General features: G+C 71.6%; 16 protein-coding genes. 3 read left to right on the forward strand and 13 right to left on the reverse strand.

The window, feature by feature from the left end:
• Positions 1-31: 31 nt before the first annotated feature.
• Complete coding sequence (gene yaaA, locus ACFO6S_RS04790; protein ID WP_378414633.1) at positions 32-775, forward strand: peroxide stress protein YaaA; 744 nt, start codon at positions 32-34, stop codon at positions 773-775.
• Positions 776-850: 75 nt separating this feature from the next.
• Here the strand turns inward: yaaA and ACFO6S_RS04795 are convergent, their stop codons facing one another.
• From ACFO6S_RS04795 to mqo, 7 genes are all read right to left on the reverse strand, one after another.
• Positions 851-2,254 carry an MFS transporter gene (locus ACFO6S_RS04795; RefSeq protein WP_378415223.1) on the reverse strand — a complete coding sequence of 468 codons (1,404 nt, stop codon included), beginning with the start codon at positions 2,252-2,254 and terminating at the stop codon, positions 851-853.
• Between the two features lie 86 nt (positions 2,255-2,340).
• Complete coding sequence (gene cobA, locus ACFO6S_RS04800) at positions 2,341-3,567, reverse strand: uroporphyrinogen-III C-methyltransferase (RefSeq protein WP_378414634.1); 1,227 nt, start codon at positions 3,565-3,567, stop codon at positions 2,341-2,343.
• A 29-nt stretch (positions 3,568-3,596) separates the two neighbouring features.
• Positions 3,597-3,962 (reverse strand): cobalamin biosynthesis protein, encoded by a 366-nt coding sequence (locus ACFO6S_RS04805; protein ID WP_378414636.1) that lies wholly within the window; start codon positions 3,960-3,962, stop codon positions 3,597-3,599.
• Entirely contained in the window at positions 3,955-5,340 is a 1,386-nt protein-coding gene (locus tag ACFO6S_RS04810; protein WP_378414638.1) for a cobyrinate a,c-diamide synthase, read from the reverse strand. Before ACFO6S_RS04810 ends, ACFO6S_RS04805 begins: the two co-directional genes overlap by 8 nt.
• The gene (gene cobO / locus ACFO6S_RS04815) at positions 5,334-5,954 is read right to left on the reverse strand and encodes a cob(I)yrinic acid a,c-diamide adenosyltransferase (RefSeq protein WP_378414639.1); all 621 of its coding nucleotides are present in this window, start codon (positions 5,952-5,954) and stop codon (positions 5,334-5,336) included. Before cobO ends, ACFO6S_RS04810 begins: the two co-directional genes overlap by 7 nt.
• Positions 5,955-5,987: 33 nt before the next feature.
• On the reverse strand, positions 5,988-7,958 hold the full coding sequence (locus ACFO6S_RS04820) for a magnesium chelatase subunit D family protein (protein WP_378414641.1): 1,971 nt from the start codon (positions 7,956-7,958) through the stop codon (positions 5,988-5,990).
• A 274-nt stretch (positions 7,959-8,232) separates the two neighbouring features.
• Positions 8,233-9,768, reverse strand: a complete 1,536-nt coding sequence (mqo, locus tag ACFO6S_RS04825) for a malate dehydrogenase (quinone) (protein WP_378414643.1) — start codon at positions 9,766-9,768, stop codon at positions 8,233-8,235.
• A gap of 118 nt (positions 9,769-9,886) precedes the next feature.
• Between mqo and ACFO6S_RS04830 the strand changes: the two genes are divergently transcribed.
• Both ACFO6S_RS04830 and mtr read left to right on the forward strand, forming a co-directional pair.
• Positions 9,887-10,888 (forward strand): alpha/beta hydrolase, encoded by a 1,002-nt coding sequence (locus tag ACFO6S_RS04830; protein WP_378414645.1) that lies wholly within the window; start codon positions 9,887-9,889, stop codon positions 10,886-10,888.
• Positions 10,885-12,255, forward strand: coding sequence for a mycothione reductase (gene mtr / locus ACFO6S_RS04835; protein WP_378414647.1), 1,371 nt, complete (start codon positions 10,885-10,887; stop codon positions 12,253-12,255). Before ACFO6S_RS04830 ends, mtr begins: the two co-directional genes overlap by 4 nt.
• Positions 12,256-12,317: 62 nt before the next feature.
• On the opposite strand, the gene ACFO6S_RS04840 is transcribed toward mtr, so the two are convergent.
• The 6 genes from ACFO6S_RS04840 to ACFO6S_RS04865 form a co-directional block, all read right to left on the reverse strand.
• Complete coding sequence (locus ACFO6S_RS04840; RefSeq protein ID WP_378414649.1) at positions 12,318-12,986, reverse strand: methionine ABC transporter permease; 669 nt, start codon at positions 12,984-12,986, stop codon at positions 12,318-12,320.
• On the reverse strand, positions 12,983-14,017 hold the full coding sequence (locus ACFO6S_RS04845) for a methionine ABC transporter ATP-binding protein (RefSeq protein WP_378414651.1): 1,035 nt from the start codon (positions 14,015-14,017) through the stop codon (positions 12,983-12,985). The genes ACFO6S_RS04840 and ACFO6S_RS04845 overlap by 4 nt, the downstream gene beginning before the upstream one ends.
• On the reverse strand, positions 14,017-14,850 hold the full coding sequence (locus tag ACFO6S_RS04850; protein WP_378414653.1) for a MetQ/NlpA family ABC transporter substrate-binding protein: 834 nt from the start codon (positions 14,848-14,850) through the stop codon (positions 14,017-14,019). Before ACFO6S_RS04850 ends, ACFO6S_RS04845 begins: the two co-directional genes overlap by 1 nt.
• 30 nt (positions 14,851-14,880) lie before the next feature.
• The gene (locus tag ACFO6S_RS04855) at positions 14,881-15,879 is read right to left on the reverse strand and encodes an isopenicillin N synthase family dioxygenase (protein ID WP_378414655.1); all 999 of its coding nucleotides are present in this window, start codon (positions 15,877-15,879) and stop codon (positions 14,881-14,883) included.
• Between the two features lie 328 nt (positions 15,880-16,207).
• Positions 16,208-17,701 carry a SulP family inorganic anion transporter gene (locus ACFO6S_RS04860; protein WP_378414657.1) on the reverse strand — a complete coding sequence of 498 codons (1,494 nt, stop codon included), beginning with the start codon at positions 17,699-17,701 and terminating at the stop codon, positions 16,208-16,210.
• A 59-nt stretch (positions 17,702-17,760) separates the two neighbouring features.
• Positions 17,761-18,306, reverse strand: a complete 546-nt coding sequence (locus tag ACFO6S_RS04865; RefSeq protein WP_378414659.1) for an alpha/beta fold hydrolase — start codon at positions 18,304-18,306, stop codon at positions 17,761-17,763.
• Positions 18,307-18,406 lie beyond the last annotated feature (100 nt).

An 18,406-nucleotide genomic window follows, 5' to 3' on the forward strand; every position in this document is an offset into this window, starting at 1 on the left:
ACGCCGTCACCACCCGGTACCGTTGCCGCTCGTGCTGGTACTGCTGCCTCCCTCCGAGACCAAGTCCGACGGCGGCCGGGGCCTCCCCCTGGACCTCGGCGAACTGTCGTTGCCGAAGCTGACGGCCACCCGTGAGCTGCTGGTGCGGACCCTGGTGGACCTGGCAGCCGATGTCGACGCGTCGAGCCTGGCCCTGGGCCTGAGCTCCGGGCAGGCCGACGAGATCGCCCGCAACGCCGCCCTGTGGACCTCGCCCACCCGGTCCGCGCTCGAGCGGTACACCGGGGTGCTCTTCGACGCGCTCGACGCGCGGTCGTTCACCCGGGCGCAGAAGTCGAAGGCCGCGACCCGGCTCGCGATCGGCTCGGCGCTCTTCGGTGTGGTGCGGGCCGACGACCCGATCCCCGCGTACCGCCTGTCCGGCGGCTCGAAGCTTCCTGGCATGGGCACCCTTGCGGCGCTGTGGAAGCCGGAGCTGACCGCGGCACTCGAGGCGGAGACCGACGGCGAACTGGTCGTGGACCTGCGCTCGGGCAGCTACCAGCAGCTCGGCCCCGTGCCGGGCGCGGTCGTCGCGACGGTCCTGACCGAGCAGCCCGACGGCACCCGCAAGGTGGTCAGCCACTTCAACAAGCACCACAAGGGCCTGCTGGCCCGCGCGCTGGTCGTCTCGCGGGCCGAGCCGAGCGACGTCAAGGGCGTCGCCCGGGTGGCGGCGAAGGCGGGCCTGACCGTGGAGATCGCGTCGGCACACGAACTGGTCATCCTGACCTGACCCAGGCAGCTGCGCTGCTCGTGCGCGTTTGACGGGTCCGGAGACCCGCTGTCCGCGCACGAGCGGCGGAGCCGCCTACGCCTCCTGCGCGGCCTTCTCCGCGGCCTGCGCCTGCGCGACCTGCTCCGGGGTGAACCGGATGAACAGCGCGACCACGGCGGCGAGCGCGGCGAAGATCGCGCAGCCGAGCAGCGCGAAGGTGTAGCCGGAGCCGAGCGCGTCGAGCTGGGCCGGCGTCATGTCGGACGCCGGCCCCGAGATGCCACCGAGGGAGAGGGTCCGCGAGGTGGCCATCGCGCCGACGATCGCCAGCCCGATCGGGCCGAACAGCACCTGCGCCACCTGGGCGATCGCGGCGAGTGGGCCGATCTCGTGCTGGCCCACCCCGGCGATCGCGCACAGCGGCAGCGGCACCACGGCCAGGCCGATACCGAAGCCGATCACCACGACCAGCGCGAACATGTCCTGCAGGTAGCTCGACGAGGAGTCCAGGGTGGAGCCGTACAGCAGTCCCAGCGCGGTGATCACGGTGCCGGTCACCACCAGCCAGCGCGGCTGGATCCGCACCGCCAGCTTGGACGCGACGAAGGCCGCCGTGCCGAGCCCGAAGGCGAACGGCACGAACGCCAGGCCGGCACGCAGCGGGGTGAAGTCGAGGATGTCCTGGACGAACAGCGCGACGAACGGTGCCAGGCTGAACATCACGGCGCCGACCAGGGCGATGGCCACGAAGGTGGCCACCCGGTCCCGGCTGCGGAACAGCGAGAACGGCAGCAGCGGGTTCTCGGCCCGGCGCTCGACGAGGAGGAAGGCCGCCAGCAGCGCCGCGCCGCCGACGAGGGCGACGATCACCGCAGGGCTCCCCCAGCCCAGCTCGGCACCCTCGGTGAAGCCGAACACGATGCCGGTGGCGCCCAGGGTCGCGAGGATCGCGCCGGGGACGTCCAGTTTCAGCCGCTCGGCGCCGGTCTCGATCAGCGAGCCGAACGCCAGCACCATGATCAGCAACCCGATCGGCACGTTGATCAGGAAGATCCACCGCCAGGACACCTCGGTCAACGCACCGCCGACGATCAGTCCGGTGACCGAGCCGATCCCGGTCATCGCGGCGAAGATGGCGATCGCCTGGTTCCGGACGGGGCCCGGCGCGAACGTCGTCGCGACCAGGGCCAGCGCGGTCGGCGAGGCGATCGCGGCGCCGACGCCCTGCAGGGCGCGGGCGGCGATCAGGGTGAACTCGCCGACGGCGAGCCCGCAGAACAGCGAGGCGAGGGTGAACAGCGCGACGCCGCCGATGAAGACCCGTTTGCGTCCGAACGCGTCGCCGAGCCGGCCGCCGAGCAGCATCAGCCCGCCGTACGTCAGCGCGTAGGAGGTGATCACCCAGTTCCGGCCGGAGTCGCTCAGACCGAGGTCATCCTGGATCCGGGCCAGCGCCAGCGAGGCAACGGTGCCGTCGAGCACCATCATCAGCTGCATGCCGCCGAGCACGACGATCGCGAGCCCGAAGGCGCGCGTCGTCACCGGGTACTTCACTGCGGTGTTGTCAGCCACGGGCGGTCACGTTACCCAGCGTCGACGGCGAAGCCCGCCACCGGGCCGATCACGATGATCGCCGGCGGCCGGATCTCCTCCTCGCGGATCCGCGTCGCGACGGTCGCGAGGTCCGCCCGCAGCACCCGCTGGGCGCGGGTGGTGCCCTCCTGGATCACGGTGACCGGGGTCTGTCCGTCCCGGCCGCCCTCGATCAGCGTGGTCGCGATCTTCTCGATCCGCTCGACGGCCATCAGCAGGACCAGGGTGCCCTTGAGCCGCGCCAGCGCCGACCAGTCGGTGAGCGAGTCCGGGTGACCGGGCGCGACGTGGCCGCTGACGACCACGAACTCGTGGGTGACGCCGCGATGGGTGACCGGGATCCCCGCCGCCGACGGCACCGAGATGGCACTGGTGATGCCCGGCACCACGGTGACCGCCACGCCGGCGGCCGCACATGCCTCGAGCTCCTCGAAACCCCGACCGAACACGTACGGGTCGCCGCCCTTGAGCCGGACCACGAACTTGCCGGCCTTCGCGGCCTCGATCATCGTCTCGTTGATGGCCTGCTGCGCCATCGCCCGGCCGTACGGCAGCTTCGACGCGTCGATGACCTCGACGTGCGGGGCCAGCTCGGCGAGCAGTTCCTGCGGCGCCAGGTGGTCCGCGACCACGACGTCCGCGCGGGCCAGCAGCCGTCGGCCCCGGACGGTGATCAGGTCCGGGTCGCCGGGACCGCCGCCGACCAGCGCGACGCCGGCGACGTGCGGCTCGGCGTCGTCGGAGAGCGCCCCCGACTGCAGGGCGTCGACGATCGCGGTGCGGACGGCGGCGGAGCGGCGGTGCACGCCGCCGGCCAGCACGCCGATCTCGAGTCCGTCGAAGGTGGCGGTGGCCGGGGTGACGGCGGTGCCGTGCCGGGCGCTGTCGGCGCGCACGCAAAAGACCCGGCGCCGCTCGGCCTCTGCGACGACGGCGGCGTTGGTCTCCGGCTCGTCGGTGCAGGCGATCGCGTACCAGGCGCCGTCGAGGTCACCCTCGGCGTAGTCGCGCAGGTCGACGGTGAGCTGGCCGCCGGTGGCCATCGCCTCCACCGCGGGGGTGACCGCGCGGCTGACCACGTGCACGCGGGCCCCGGACGCGACGAGCAGTCCCAGGCGACGCTGCGCGACGGTGCCGCCGCCGACGACCACCACCCGCCGGTCGGTCAGGTTGAGGCCGACGAGGTAGTTGTGCTCGTCCGCTGCCACTGCAGGCAATTCGGTCTCCTTAGTCGTTCGCACTAGAGTCACCAGACATTACGGGCGACGGCCACGGTGACGCCATTGCGGGCGCGCTTGGGCACCAGCAGGTCGCCGCCGCCGGACCCGAGCACCGCCGCGGCCTCGGCCACACTGGGCGTGCCCACCGCGGCCTGGACCCGGCCGGACGGGCTGGGCACCTCGACCGCCTCGAGCTCGGCGGCGGTGAAGCCGAGCACCGGCACCCCGAGCTCGGCGGCCGCCACCGCGATCGACGACTCGGTGGCCTTGCGTTCGAGCGTCGCCAGGGCGTACAGCTCGTCCGGGTCGTCGATCACCTCGCTGATCGCGGCCAGCACGACATCCGGGTCCATGCCGTCCCGGACGCCGATTCCTACCACCAGGTCACCCATGCGAAGCCTCGAATTCTGTTGCCGCGTCTACGAATCGGCGAGCGGATCGCGGGCTGCCCGCCGGGTGAGTGTGCAGGTACGACGCGTGCACACCGCCGCCTGCGAAGCCCTCCCGGGTCGACTTCCCCGCCGCGCGCCACCCCCACGCGGGCGTCCAGCCGTCCACCTCGGTGGCCTCGAGTCGGGTCCGGTGGAACTCGTGTCCCACCACCCGGTCACCGGCCTCGAAGAGCGCGGAGGACCCCAGTGCCACCGCCTCACGGTAACCGAGGGTCAGCGCCGTGCCGAACTGGGCGTCCACGCCGATCACGCCCGCCATCGGGTGCCCGTCGAGCCGCCTGGCCAGGTACAGCAGGCCGGCGCACTCGGCGTGGATCGGCATGCCGCGGCGGGCCGCGTCCCGCACCGCGGTCAGCAACTCGGTGTTCGCGGCGAGTTGCGGGGCGTGTTCCTCGGGGAAGCCTCCCGGCAGCACCAGTGCCGCGGCGGAATCGGGCAGCTGCTCCGAGGCCGGGTCGAACACCACCACCCGCGCGCCTGCGGCGGTGAGCAGCTCGCGGTGCTCGGCGTAGCCGAAGGTGAAGGCCGCGCCGCCGGCCACCGCCACCACCGGCGTGCCTGCACCGGACCCGCCCACCTCGGTGACGGCGTCCCAGGCCGGGCCGGACGAGCCCGCGCGGGCCAGCGCGCGCACGGCGGCCAGGTCCACGTGCCTGGCCACCAACGCGGTCATCGCCGCCACCGCCTCGGTGGCGGCGGCGCCGTGCTCGACGGCGGTGACCAGGCCCAGGTGCCGGGACGGGACGGCGAGCTCACCGAGTCGCGGGAGCGCGCCGAGCACCGGCACCCCCACCCGCTCGCAGGCCTGGCGCAGCACCTGTTCGTGCCGGGCGCTGCCCACCCGGTTGAGGATCACCCCGCCGATCCGGACGCTGGCGTCGAAGGTCGCGAACCCGTGCAGGGTCGCGGCGAGCGACTGGCTGTGCCCGCGGGCGTCGACGACCAGCACCACCGGCGCGCCGAGCAGCGCGGCCACCTGCGCGGTGGATCCCTCGGCGGCGCCGTCGGGCGCGACCTCGGAGATCTTGCCGTCGAACAGGCCCATCACGCCCTCGACGACGGCGATGTCGCAGCCGGCCGAGCCGTGCCGGTACAGCGGTCCGACGCGTTCGGCGCCGACCAGCACCGGGTCGAGGTTCCGCCCGACCCGGCCCGCGGCGAGGCCGTGGTAGCCGGGGTCGATGTAGTCCGGGCCGACCTTGAACGGCGCGACCGTGTCCCCCGCGGCGCGCAGCGCACCGATCAGTCCCGTTGCGACCGTTGTCTTTCCGCTGCCGGACGCCGGCGCCGCGATCACCACGGCGGGAGCGGCTACCACTCGATACCCCGCTGGCCCTTGCGTCCGGCGTCCATCGGGTGCTTGACCTTCGTCATCTCGGTGACCAGGTCCGCGGCGTCGATCAGGGCCTGCGGCGCGTCCCGGCCGGTGATCACCACGTGCTGGTTGCCGGGCCGCTCGCGCAGCGTCGTCACCACCTCGTCGACGTCCACCCAGCCCCACTTGAGCGGATAGGTGAACTCGTCGAGGACGTAGAACCGGTGCTCCTCGTCGGCAATTCGGCGGGCGATCTCCCGCCAGCCCTCCAACGCGATCTGCGCGTGGTCCTCGTCGCTGCCCTTCTTGCGGGTCCACGACCAGCCCTCGCCCATCTTGTGCCACTGCACCGGGCCGCCGGCGCCGGTGGCGGTGTGCAGGTCGCCGAGCGCCCGGAACGCGGCCTCCTCGCCGACCTTCCACTTGGCACTCTTGACGAACTGGAACACCCCGATGTCGAAGCCCTGGTTCCAGGCGCGCAGCGCCATCCCGAACGCGGCGGTCGACTTCCCCTTGCCGGGTCCGGTGTGGACGGCCAGCACCGGCGCGTTGCGGCGCTGCCGGGTGGTCAGGCCGTCGTCGGGGACGTTCTCCGGAAGCGGGATTCCCTGAGGCATCGTCGTACTCCTTCTACTTCTGGCTTGGAATTCTCAGGCGGCGAACGTCGAGGTGCCGGCCCGGACCACGCCTGCGACCTGCTCCGCCGACAGCTCGTCCAGGCGCACGTACGCCCCGCGCAGCGCGGTGGCCAGCTCGCGGGCCAGGCCGAGCCGGATCATCCCGGTCTCGCAGTCGACGACCACCGCCGCGGCCGAGGTGTCGGCCAGCAGACCCGCGGCGACCCTGGCGCGGTGGACCGGCTCGACGCCGCCGGTGGCGCGGCCGTCGGTCAGGGCGACCACCAGGGGTCGACGTCGCGGGTCGCGGACCCGCTCGCGCAGCACCACCGCGCGGGCCTCGAGGAAGCCCTGCGCGAGCGGGGACCGGCCGCCGGTGCGCAGCGACGCGAGGCGCCGGACCGCGACGTCCACCGACGAGGTCGGCGGCAGCACCAGTTCGGCGGAGCTGCCACGGACGGTGATCACGGCGACCTTGTCCCGGCGCTGGTAGGCGTCGCGCAGCAGCGAGACGACGGCGCCGGTGACCGCGGAGAGCCGGTCCCGGGCCGCCATCGAGCCGGACGCGTCGACCACGAACAGCACCAGGTTGCCCTCGCGGCCCTCGCGGTGTGCGCCACGGATGTCGCTGGGAGCCAACTTCATTCGACCCGCCGTTCGGCCACGCGTCGCCTGGTGCTCGGCCGCGGCGAACAGCGTCCCGACCAGGTGCAGGCCGTGGCCGCGCTCGGCGGTCTGGCGCACGGTGCGCCCCTGCGCGGTTCGCGCGCGGGAACGCCGGCCCGGCGCGCCCTCGCCGACGCCGGGGATCTGCAGCAGCCGGGCCCGGAACTGCGCCGCCGGCGCCCCGACCTTGCGTTCCGGCGCCGAACCCGGGGCGCCGGGTGCCTGACGACGGGTCTCGCCGTCCGTTGCCTCGGCGTCGCCGGCCGGTGCGTCCGGGGCCTGCCCCGCGGGCGGGGACGGCGTCTCGTCGGGCGCCGGTCCACCGCCGGGACCGTCGGGATCGGGCTCGGGGTCGGGGTCGGGGTCCTGGTCGGGCTCGGGCGGCCCCGCCTGCTCGGCCGCGTCCCGCAACGCGTCCTCGAGCTGCTGCGGGTCCAGGCCCGGCTCGTCGAAGGGGTCGCGCCGGCGGCGATGCGGCAGGGTCAGCTCGGCGGCCACCCGCACGTCCTCCTCGGCGACGGCGTCGGCGCCCCGCCAGGCGGCGTGCGCGGTGGCGGTCCGGGCCAGCACCAGGTCCGCGCGCATGCCGTCGACGTCGAAGGACGCGCACAGCGCGGCGATCCGGCGCAGCTCGGTGTCGCTGAGCCGCACCCCGGCGAGCGCGTCGCGGGCGGCGGCGATGCGCCGGGCCAGCGCGGCGTCCTGCTCGGCGAAGCCGGCGGCGAACCCGGCCGGGTCCGCCTCGTAGTCGAGCCTGCGACGGACCACCTGCATGCGGGTGTCCACGTCGCGGGAGGCCGCCACGTCCACGGCCAGACCGAAGCGGTCCAGCAGCTGCGGACGGAGCTCGCCCTCCTCGGGGTTCATCGTGCCGACCATGACGAAGCGGGCCGGGTGCGAGTGCGAGATGCCGTCGCGTTCGATGTGCACGCGGCCCATCGCGGCGGCGTCGAGCAGCACGTCCACCAGGTGGTCGTGCAGCAGGTTCACCTCGTCGACGTAGAGGATGCCGTCGTGGGCGGCGGCCAGCAGGCCGGGCTGGAAGGCGCGTTCGCCGTCGCGCAGCACCTTCTCCAGGTCCAGTGAGCCGACCACCCGGTCCTCGGTGGCGCCGACCGGCAGCTCGACGAGGCGCGCGGGGCGGTCGTCGACGGGCGGCAGCAGCGCGGCCAGGGCGCGGACCACCGTCGACTTGGCGGTGCCCTTCTCCCCGCGCACCAGCACTCCCCCGATGCCGGGGTGCACGGCGCACAGCGTCAGCGCCAGCCTCAGCTGGTCCTGACCGACCACCGCACTGAACGGGAACCCCGCATCGATGCCTGAACCGACTTGTGCCACAGCAATTTTCCCTTCACTACCCGGTTTCCGCGCCGGGAGACGGACGAGATGCGTCGCTGCCGCGGTGATCTGACTTCGGTCCGGGGCGGAGCCCGGGCCGTCACAGTGGCGGGACCGTACCTGAATTTCACAGGGCTTCCCCGCGGCAGGGAACGAGATGTCGAGAGAGTGTTTCGTAGGGAACTCTATCCCGGCCCCACAACGCACTCGTGCGCGGTCAACGGGGTCTCGGCAAAGACCCGTCGACCGCGCACGCGCGGCGGAGCGGTGAGCGTCAGGCGGTGACGGCGGCGACCTGGTCGGCCTCGAGCTGCAGCACCCGGTTGGTCCAGTCCCAGACCTCGGTGAACAGCGACTCGTTGTCCGCGAGCTTGACGCCGAGGGACGGCACCATCTGCTTGAGCTGCGGCTCCCAGGAGGCGAACTTGTCGCCGAAGCAGCGCTGCAGCACGTCGAGCATCGCCGGGACCGCGGTCGAGGCGCCCGGGGACGCGCCGAGCAGGCCTGCGATGGAGCCGTCCGCGGCGCTGACCACGGCGGTGCCGAACTCGAGCACCCCGCCCCTGCCCTTGCGCCGGATCACCTGCACGCGCTGGCCGGCGGTGATCAGCTCCCAGTCGCCGCCCTTCGCCTCGGGGACGAACTCGCCGAGGGTGGCGATCCGGTCCTCCGGCGACTGCATCAGCTCGGAGATCAGGTACTTGGTCAGACCGAACTCGGTCAGGCCGACGCCGAGCATGGAGAACAGGTTGTTCGGCTTGACCGACCCCGGCAGGTCGGTGATCCGACCCTCCTTGAGGAACTTCGGCGACCAGCCTGCGTAGGGGCCGAACAGCAGGCCCGGCTTGCCGTTGATCACGCGGGTGTCGAGGTGCGGCACCGACATCGGCGGGGCGCCGACCGCAGCCTTGCCGTAGACCTTGGCGCGGTGCTGGTCGATCAGCTCGGGGTTGGTGCAGCGCAGGAACGCGCCGCTGACCGGGAACCCGCCGAAGCCCTTGGCCTCGGCGATGCCCGACTTCTGCAGCAGGTGCAGGGCGCCGCCGCCTGCGCCGACGAAGACGAACTTGGCGTTGACGGTCTTGGTCGCCCGGGTGCGACGGTTGTGCACCTTCAGCGTCCAGCTGCCGTCGGACTGCTTCGAGATGCCGGTGACCTCGTGCCCGAAGTGGACGGTGCCGCCCGACGACGCGACGTGGTTGAGCAGCTGCTTGGTGAGCGCGCCGAAGTCGACGTCGGTGCCGCCGTCGGACCAGTTCAACGCGATCGGGTCGGAGAAGTCCCGGCCCTCGGCCATCAGCGGGAGCCGCTTGGCGAACTCGTCCGGGCTCTCGGTGTACTCCATGCCGGGGAAGAGTGTGTTCCCGGCGAGTGCGTCGTACCGCTTGCGCAGGTACTCGACGTTGTCCGCGCCGTGCACGAAGCTCACGTGCGGGATCGGGTTGATGAACTCCCGCGCCTCGGTGAGCATGCCGTTCTCGAGCGCGTGCGCCCAGAACTGCCGGGACACCTGGAACTGCTCGTTGACGGTGATCGCCTTGGCGATGTCGACCGAGCCGTCCTTGTTCTGGGGCGTGTAGTTGAGCTCGCACAGCGCCGAGTGGCCGGTGCCCGCGTTGTTCCACGGGTCGCTGCTCTCGGCCGCTGCGGCGTCGAGCCGCTCGAAGACACTGATCGACCAGTCCGGCTGCAGCTGTCGCAGGAGCGCACCCAGGGTCGCGCTCATGATGCCCGCACCCACGAGCACTACATCGGTCTTGGTCTCTACCGCATTATTGTCTGACACCGGAAAATCGACTTCCTTGTCCATTGGCAGTGGGCAGTCGCGCCGACTGCAGCGGATAGGTTACCTGCGCTCACGAGCACAGTTCACTGCACCCAATTGTGCGCCACTGCGCATCACATTCTCGCCGATTACATTGTGATCTGTGACTACCTGGGCACCGGACGTCCTCGGCGACGACTATCAGCAGCTGACCATCCCCCTCGGCACCGATCCGGACGGCGAGGGCACGGTCGAAGCCACCCTGGTCCGGTACCGGCCGCCGCAGGGCCCGGACCCCGAACGCCTCGGCCGCGCAGTGCTCTACGTGCACGGATTCACCGACTACTTCTTCCAGGAGCACCTGGCCCAGCACTTCCACGAGCAGGGCTACGCGTTCTTCGCGCTGGACCTGCGCAAGTGCGGACGCTCGCTGCGTCCCGGCCAGACACCGCACTTCGTGACGGATCTCACGGAGTACGACCAGGAACTGGACCGGTCACTCGAGATCGTGCGGGAGCAGGTCGGCGGCGGCGGGGTGCTCGCGGTGGCCCACTCGACCGGCGGGCTGATCGTGCCGCTGTGGGCGGACCGGCTCCGGGCCCGGACCGCGGGCGCGGCGGACGCCGGCCTGACCGGCCTCGTCCTCAACAGTCCGTGGTTCGACCTGCAGGGCCCGTCGTACCTGCGCAGCGTCGGGACGCTGGCCGTCGACGCGATCGGCCGGGTCCGCGACAGACTGACCGTCAACCTGGGGATCTCGGACGCCTACGGCCGCAGCCTGCACCGCGAGGCCCGCGGCGAGTGGGACTACAACCTCGAGTGGAAGCCGCTGACCGGGTTCCCGGTAACCTTCGGCTGGTTGCGCGCGGTGCGCGCCGGCCATGCCCGCCTGCACCGCGGTCTGGACGTCGGGGTGCCCTCGCTGATCCTGCGCTCCAAGGAGTCGCACTTCTCCCGGAAGACGACGGACAAGTCCGACGCGGCGGACCTGGTGCTCGACGTGACGCAGATCGCCCGGTGGGCGGGCTGCCTGGGCGACCGCACCACCATCGTCCCGATCGAGGGCGCCCGGCACGATGTATTCCTCTCCACCGAGGTGCCGCGCAAGCAGGCATTCGCCGAGGTGGACCAATGGCTCGACTGGCTGAACGGACGACTCGGATGACCCACTACGACCTTGCGATCATCGGATCCGGTTCCGGCAACACGATTCTCGACGATCGGTTCGCGGACCAACGGGTGGCGATCCTCGAGGGCGGCACCTTCGGCGGCACCTGCCTGAACGTCGGCTGCATCCCGACCAAGATGTTCGTCTACGCCGCCGAGGTCGCGCGCGCGATCCAGCACGCCGGCCGGTACGGCGTCGACGCGCACGTCGAGAAGGTGCGCTGGTCGGACATCGTCGACCGGGTGTTCGACCGGATCGACCCCATCGCGGCCGGCGGGGAACGCTACCGCCGCGACGAAAGTCCCAACACCACACTGTATTCCGGATACGCGTCGTTCGTCGGCCCGCGACAGATCCGGACCGGGACGGGCGAGGTGATCAGCGCGGACCAGGTGGTGGTCGCGGCCGGCTCGCGGCCGGTGATCCCGGCGGAGGTCACCCGCAGCGGGGTTCCGTACCGCACCAACGACGACATCATGCGGCTGCCCGCACTGCCCGAGCACCTGGTGATCCTCGGCAGCGGGTTCATCGCGTCCGAGTTCGCGCACGTCTTCTCCGCCTTCGGATCCCGGGTCTCGATCATCGGCCGCGGCGACCGACTGCTCCGCGACCTCGACGCCGACATCTCGCAGCAGTTCACCGACCTCGCCCGCGGCAAATGGGATGTGCACCTGGGCAATCCGGTTGCCGAGGTGAGCGGTGGGCCCGGCGAGATCCGGGTGACGCTGACCGACGGCACCGTGGTCACCGGCGACACCCTGCTGGTGGCCACCGGCCGGACCCCGAACGGCGACCGGATCGGCGCGGAGACCGCGGGGATCGAGGTCGGCGCCGACGGCCGCGTCGTGGTCGACCAGTTCCAGCGCACCACCGCCGAGGGCGTCTTCGCGCTCGGAGACGTCTCCTCGCCGCACCAGCTCAAGCACGTGGCCAACCACGAGGCCCGGGTGGTGCAGGCGAACCTGCTGCGCGACGCGTGGGGCGACGGCCAGGATCTGGTCGCCACCGACCACCGGTTCGTGCCGTCGGCGGTGTTCACCGACCCGCAGATCGCCGCCGTCGGGCTGACCGAGCTGCAGGCCCGCGAGCGCGGGTACGACGTGACGGTGAAGGTGCAGCGGTACTCCGACGTCGCCTACGGCTGGGCGATGGAGGACGACGAGGGCCTGTGCAAGGTGATCGCGGACCGCGGCACCGGGTTGCTGCTGGGCGCGCACCTGATCGGGGCGCAGGCATCGACGCTGATCCAGCCGCTGATCCAGGCGATGAGCTTCGGGCTGCCGGCGCGGGAGATGGCGCTGGGCCAGTACTGGATCCACCCGGCACTGACCGAGGTGGTCGAGAACGCCCTGCTCGGCCTCTAGGCGGCTCCGCCGCTCGTGCGCGGTTGACGGGTCCATGGACCCGTCAACCGCGCACGAGTGCGTCAGCGCCTGTGGGCCAGCGCCCGCACGACGCCGTCGCCGATGGACTGCAGGATCTGCACCAGCACGACGAGCACCACCACCGCGACCAGCAGCACCGGTGTGTTGAACCGCTGGTAGCCGTAGACGATCGCGAAGTCGCCGAGCCCGCCGCCGCCGATGACCCCGGCCATCGCCGAGTACCCCACGAGCAGCACCACGGTCAGGGTCGCGCCCGCCACCAGCGACGAGATCGACTCCGGCAGCAGCACTTTGCGCACGATCTGGCCGTTGGTCGCACCCATTGCCTGTGCGGCCTCGACCCGGCCGACGGGGACCTCGCGCAGCGACGACTCGACCACGCGTGCGTAGAACGGGATCGCACCGATCGTGAGCGGCACGATCGCCGCGGTCGGTCCGATCGCGGTGCCGACGATCAGCCGGGTGACGCCGATCAGGGCGATCATCAGGATCAGGAACGGCAGCGACCGGAAGACGTTGACGACGGCACCGAGCACGCCGTTGACGACACGCTGCGGCCACAGGCCACTCGGCGAGGTCACGTGCAGCACCACACCGAGCACGATTCCGCCGATCACGGTGAGCAGGAACGAGATCGACACCATGTACAGGGTCTCCTGCGTCGCCTCCCACACCTCGGGCAGCGAGTCCTGCCAGGTCAGCTTGTTCATGCGGTTGCCCCCTGCGTCACGGCGCCGGTCGGTTGCGGCGCCTCACCCCAGGCCAGCGTGGTGCCCGGCTGCGCCTCCACGAACGCCTCGACGTCGGCCCGGTCCACATCGGGGCCGAAGCGCAGCCGCAGCCGGCCGACGGTGACGCCGGCGACCTGTTCGACGCGACCGCCAACCACGGAGATGTCGACGTCGAGCTTGCGGACGAGCTGCGCGAGCCACGGTCCGTGCGCCTCGTCCCCGATCGTGGTGACCAGCGCCGTGTCCGCGTCGTCCCCCGCGGACGGGTCGTCCCCGACCGGGACGATCGCCGACCCCAGGACCGAGCCGGGCCTACCGACGAGGTCGAGGATCCGTCCGGTCTCGGCGATCCGGCCGTCGTCGAGTCGGGCGGCGGACGTGCAGATGCGGCGCAGCACCCCCAGCTCGTGGGTGATGAGCACGACGGTGACGCCGATCCGGCGGTTCAGCTCGGCCAGCAGGTCCAGCACCTGATCGGTGGTGTCGGGGTCGAGGGCACTGGTCGCCTCGTCGCACAGCAGCACGTCCGGCTCCGACGCGAGAGCGCGGGCGATGCCGACCCGCTGCTGCTGCCCGCCGGACAGCTGCGAGGGGAAGGCCTTCTCCTTGCCGGCGAGCCCGACCAGTTCGATCAGCTCGTCGGCGCGGGCCCTGCGCTGCCTGCGGTCCAGCCCGGACAGCTCGAGCGGGAACTCGATGTTGGCCCGCACCGTCCGCGAGTGCAGCAGGTTGAACTGCTGGAACACGGTACCGATGCGGCGACGCGCCTGCCGCTGGCCGGCGCCGGTCAGCCGCGAGACGTCGTCGCCGCGGAGCACGATGCGCCCATCGGTGGGACTCTCGAGCAGGTTCAGGCACCGCAGCAGCGTCGACTTGCCCGAACCGGACGGTCCGACGATGCCGAAGATCTCGCCCTCGGCGATCTCGAGGTCGATGCCGCGCAGGGCCGAGACCTCCCCCGCGCCCGCGGCGGCGGGGAACGTCTTGACCAGGTTCTCGACGACGATCATCAGCCGGCCGCGTGAACCGGGACGACGGAGCCGCTGTAGTTCTCCTGGATCCAGGCGGCGGTCGCCGGGGAGACGAGGGCGTCGGCGAGGGCCTTGACGCCGGGATCGCTCTCCGACGCGGCACGGACAACGAGCAGGTTCGCGAACGGGTTGTTCTCGACGTTCTCGGACAGCAGCGCGTCCTCGGCAGGCACCAGGCCGGCCTCGATCGCGTAGTTCGAGTTGATGACGGCCGCGGTGATCTGCGGGTCGCCGAGGTTGCGGGCGATCTGCGATCGCTCGATCTCGACGAACTTCAGGTTCTTCGGGTTGGCCTTGATGTTCTTCTGCGTGACGACGGACAGGTCGGCGTCGGCGAACGGCACGTCCATCTCGATCAGCTTGGCCGCGGAGAGCAGGTACAGGCCGCGCGCGAAGTTGGTGGTGTCCTTGGGCAGCGCGATGGTCGACCCGTCGGCGATCTGGTCGACGGCCGTGACCTTCTCCGAGTACAGGCCCATCGGCTCGAGGTGCACGTCGGCGACGGAGACGAGGCCGTCGACGCCCTTCTGCTGCTGCCAGTCCTCGAGGTACGGGGCGTGCTGAAAGTAGTTGGCCTGCACGTCGCCGGCGACGAGCAGTTCGTTCGGGTCGATCTCGCCGGTGACGGGCTTGATGTCGAGCTTGACGTCGCCGAGGGCGCCGGATTCGGCGATGTGCTCGAGGATCTCGACGTGCGGCGTGCTCGACGCGGAGATCACCAGCTTCTCGCCGTCACCGCCCGAGGAGCAGGCGGCGAGACCCGCGGTGAGCAAGGCGGCGACGGAGAGAACGGCGGTGCGGCGCAAGAACATTGGAGGTACCTTCCGGTGGGGTGGAGATGGTCAGCCGCGCAGTGCGGGCAGGTCGAGCAGGTCGCGGTGGTACCGCTCGGTGACGTTCGGGTGCGCGCGCAGGCGCGACTTGAGGGCGTTGAGTCCGTAACGGGCGTGCAGGGTGCCGCCGTGCTGGTCGGGTCCGACACCGGCGGCCTCGGCGGCGAGTTCGGGCGAGAGCGGCACGGTGGGCAGTGCGTGGTCGTAGCCGGGGTTGAGGAAGAACGGCAGCGAGACCCGGTCGGTGCCGGCGGCAGGCGGCAGCACCCGGTGCACGGTGGCCTTGAGGTAGCCGCCGGTGGCCACCTCGAGCAGCTCGCCGATGTTGACCAGCAGGTGTCCGCGGATCGGTGCGACGTCGAGCCAGCCGTTGCCCGTCTCCACCTGGAAACCCGCACTGTCGGGTTCCGGGTAGAGCAGGGTCAGCGCCCCGACATCCTTGTGGCTGCCCACGCCCTGGTCGGTGACCGAGCCGTCGTGGCCCGGGTAGCGGGCAATCTTCAGCAGCGGATCGGGATCGGCGAACGCGGCGTCGAAGAAGTCGGCGGGTGCGCCGAGCGAGACCGCCCAGCCGCTGATCAGGCGGAGCCCCGCGGACTGCGCCTGGGCAGACCAGTCGAGAGCCAGGTCACGCAGCTGCGGGACGCGGGCAGGCCACAGGTTGGGTCCGTTCAGCACGTCCCACGGGCGGTCCGGGTCGATCGGGTGCACCGCGGCGCGCTCGGGCCCGATGTCGAGCTGCTCGCGCCAGTCGATGTAGCCCTGGGTGCGCTCGCCGCCGACGCGGGTGTAGCCGCGGAAGTTCGGCGAGTTGCTGTTCTCGATCTCGAGCTTGTCGACTTCGGGCAGCGCGAAGAACTCCCGGGACGCGGCGATCAGGTCGTCGGTGAGCTGCTGGTCGATGCCGTGACCGGTCAGGTAGAAGAATCCGATCTCGTGCGTGACCGCACGGAGAGCGTCGACGTCGAGGTTCTCCAGGTCGATGATCGGGAGTGAGCGGGCGGACATGGAACGGGTCCTTTCCCCACGGGGCACCTGCGGACTTGTGGCGCTGCGACGTGTGGGTGCCCGGTGGGAGGAATTCGCACGGGGGGTACGGACGGCCTTCGATGTGCCGTCGCGCGGGATCTCGTCTCAGCGCTGACGCATGCAACAACAACCACGCATGTGCATCGTGGTGGCGGTTGCTGCGGGGCCGCGCATCGAGATCCCTTCCGGACGAAGTCGTTACCGCCGCATATGACTCGGCAGTTGTTGAACGCTAACCCGTCGGCGGTGGGGTGTTCAAATCACCCTCCCGCGCGACGGCAAGCGGTGCCGCGGGCGCGACGAACGGTCAGAGCCTCCCGGACAACCGTTCCAGCCGGTCAAGCCCGGCACCGGAGAGCCCGACGATCCGGACGGACTTGCCCCGCGCCTCGTACTTCTCGCGCACCGCGTCGAGCGTGGCCACGGTCGACGCGTCCCAGACCTCGGCGTCGGTGAGGTCCACGACCACCGCGTCGGGGTCGGCGTCGTAGTCGAACCGGTGGACCAGCTCGTTGCTCGACGCCCAGAACAGCTGTCCCGTGACCCGGTAAACCCGCTCGACCCGACCGTCGCGGTCGCGGTCGCCGGCGGTGACCGTGGCCGTCTGGGCGACCCGGCGCGCGAACGCCACCGTCGCGGTCACCACGCCGAGGAAGACGCCGACGGCGAGGTTCTCGGTGGCGAGCGTGCCGACGACCGTCACCGCCATCACCAGCGTCTCGCTGCGCGGCATCAGCCGCAACGTGCGCGGCGCGACGCTGCGCCAGTCGAAGGTGGTCACGGCGATCACCAGCATCACCGCCACCAGCGCGGCCATCGGGATGGCGCCGACCACGTCGCCGGCGGTGACGCAGAGGACCAGCAGGAACGACCCCGCCAGGAACGTGGAGATGCGGGTACGCGCCCGGCCCTCCTTCACGTTGACCATGGTCTGCCCGATCATCGCGCAGCCGCCCATGCCGCCGAAGAGCGCGCCGGCCATGTTCGCGACGCCCTGGCCCCAGGACTCGCGGGTCTTGTCCGAGGGGGTGTCGGTGATGTCGTCGACGAGCTTCGCGGTGAGCAGCGACTCGAGCAGACCCACCAGCGCGAGACCGATCGCGAACGGCGCGACGACGGCCAGGGTCGCCCACGTCCACGGCACGTCCGGGATCATCCACGTCGGCAGGCCGGCCGGGAGCTCGCCCTGGTCGGCGACGTCGGGCACGTCCAGGTGGAACAGGGTGACCACCGCGGTGAGCACCACGATCGCGATCAGCGGCGCAGGCACCGACCGCGTCAGCCTCGGGACGAACACGATCATCGCGAGACCGGCGGCGACGAGCGGGTACACCAACCAGGGCACGTCGACCAGGTGCCGCAGCTGGGCGCCGAAGATGAGGATCGCCAGCGCGTTGACGAACCCGATCATCACCGACCGTGGGATGAACCGCACCAGCCGCGCGAGACCGGCGAGGGCGAACGCGATCTGCAGCGCGCCGGCCAGCCACACGGCCGCGATCAGGTAGTCGATGCCGTGCGAGGCGACGAGCGGCGCCACCACCAGCGCAGTGGCCCCGGCGGCGGCCGAGACCATCGCGGGCCTGCCGCCGACGAACGCGATCGTCATCGCCATGATGCACGAGGTGTACAGCGCCACCTTCGGGTCGACGCCCGCGATGACCGCGAACGAGATCACCTCGGGGATCAGGGCGAGCGCCGTCACCAGGCCGGCCAGGATCTCCGTGGTGAGCCGGCGCGGGGATCTCAGGGCCGAGCGGACCGACGTGGCGTCGGCGGCAACGGGGAGGGTGTCGAGCACCGGCAGAGCCTAGTTCGCCGGGCACCCGCCACGGGAGTCGCCGGCGCCCGCGGGTGGCCTCACCACATGCTGGTACGCATGGAGATCTCCGCGGCGAACGCGGCGGCCGCGGCCCGCGGCACCGAGTCGACGCCGTCGAGCTCGACGACCCGGAAGTCGGAGTAGCAGCGGCGGCCGCTGGCGTCGGCGGCCGGCCGGGCCGCGGACCCGCCGACCACCATCGTGGCCGGGATCTCGACCGCCGGGCAGTCCGCGCCCGCCACCGCGGGGTGCGGGCCGTCGGCGACGACGAGGCTCTTGAACCGGCCGAAGGTGCGGGCGGCGGCCTCCCAGGCAAGCGTCGCGCCCTCGCGGTCGCCGACGAGGTTGACGTACTTCAGACCGAGCCCGTCGAGGACGGCGATCAGGCCCGCCACGTCGAGGCCGTCGATAGTGTCCGGCACCACGGTGCGCAGGTCGGAGCCGTGCAGTCGCTCGCAGACGGCGTCGAACACCGAACCGTCCTCGCCGGCGCCGGGCAGCAGAACCACCACGTGAGCACTCTCGGGACCGTCCATGCGCACGCTGTAGACGACCTCGCCGACCGACACTTCCGTCAACTCCATGGCAACGGACGGTACACGCCGCCGCGCCCCGGCCGGGAAATCCGCGGGCAGGGGTTGCGTCCCACCACCCGCCGGTTCTATGGTTCGTTACATGAGTAAT

The sequence above is a fragment of the Rhodococcus kronopolitis genome (assembly GCF_042654025.1).
GTDB lineage: Bacteria > Actinomycetota > Actinomycetes > Mycobacteriales > Mycobacteriaceae > Rhodococcus_G > Rhodococcus_G kronopolitis.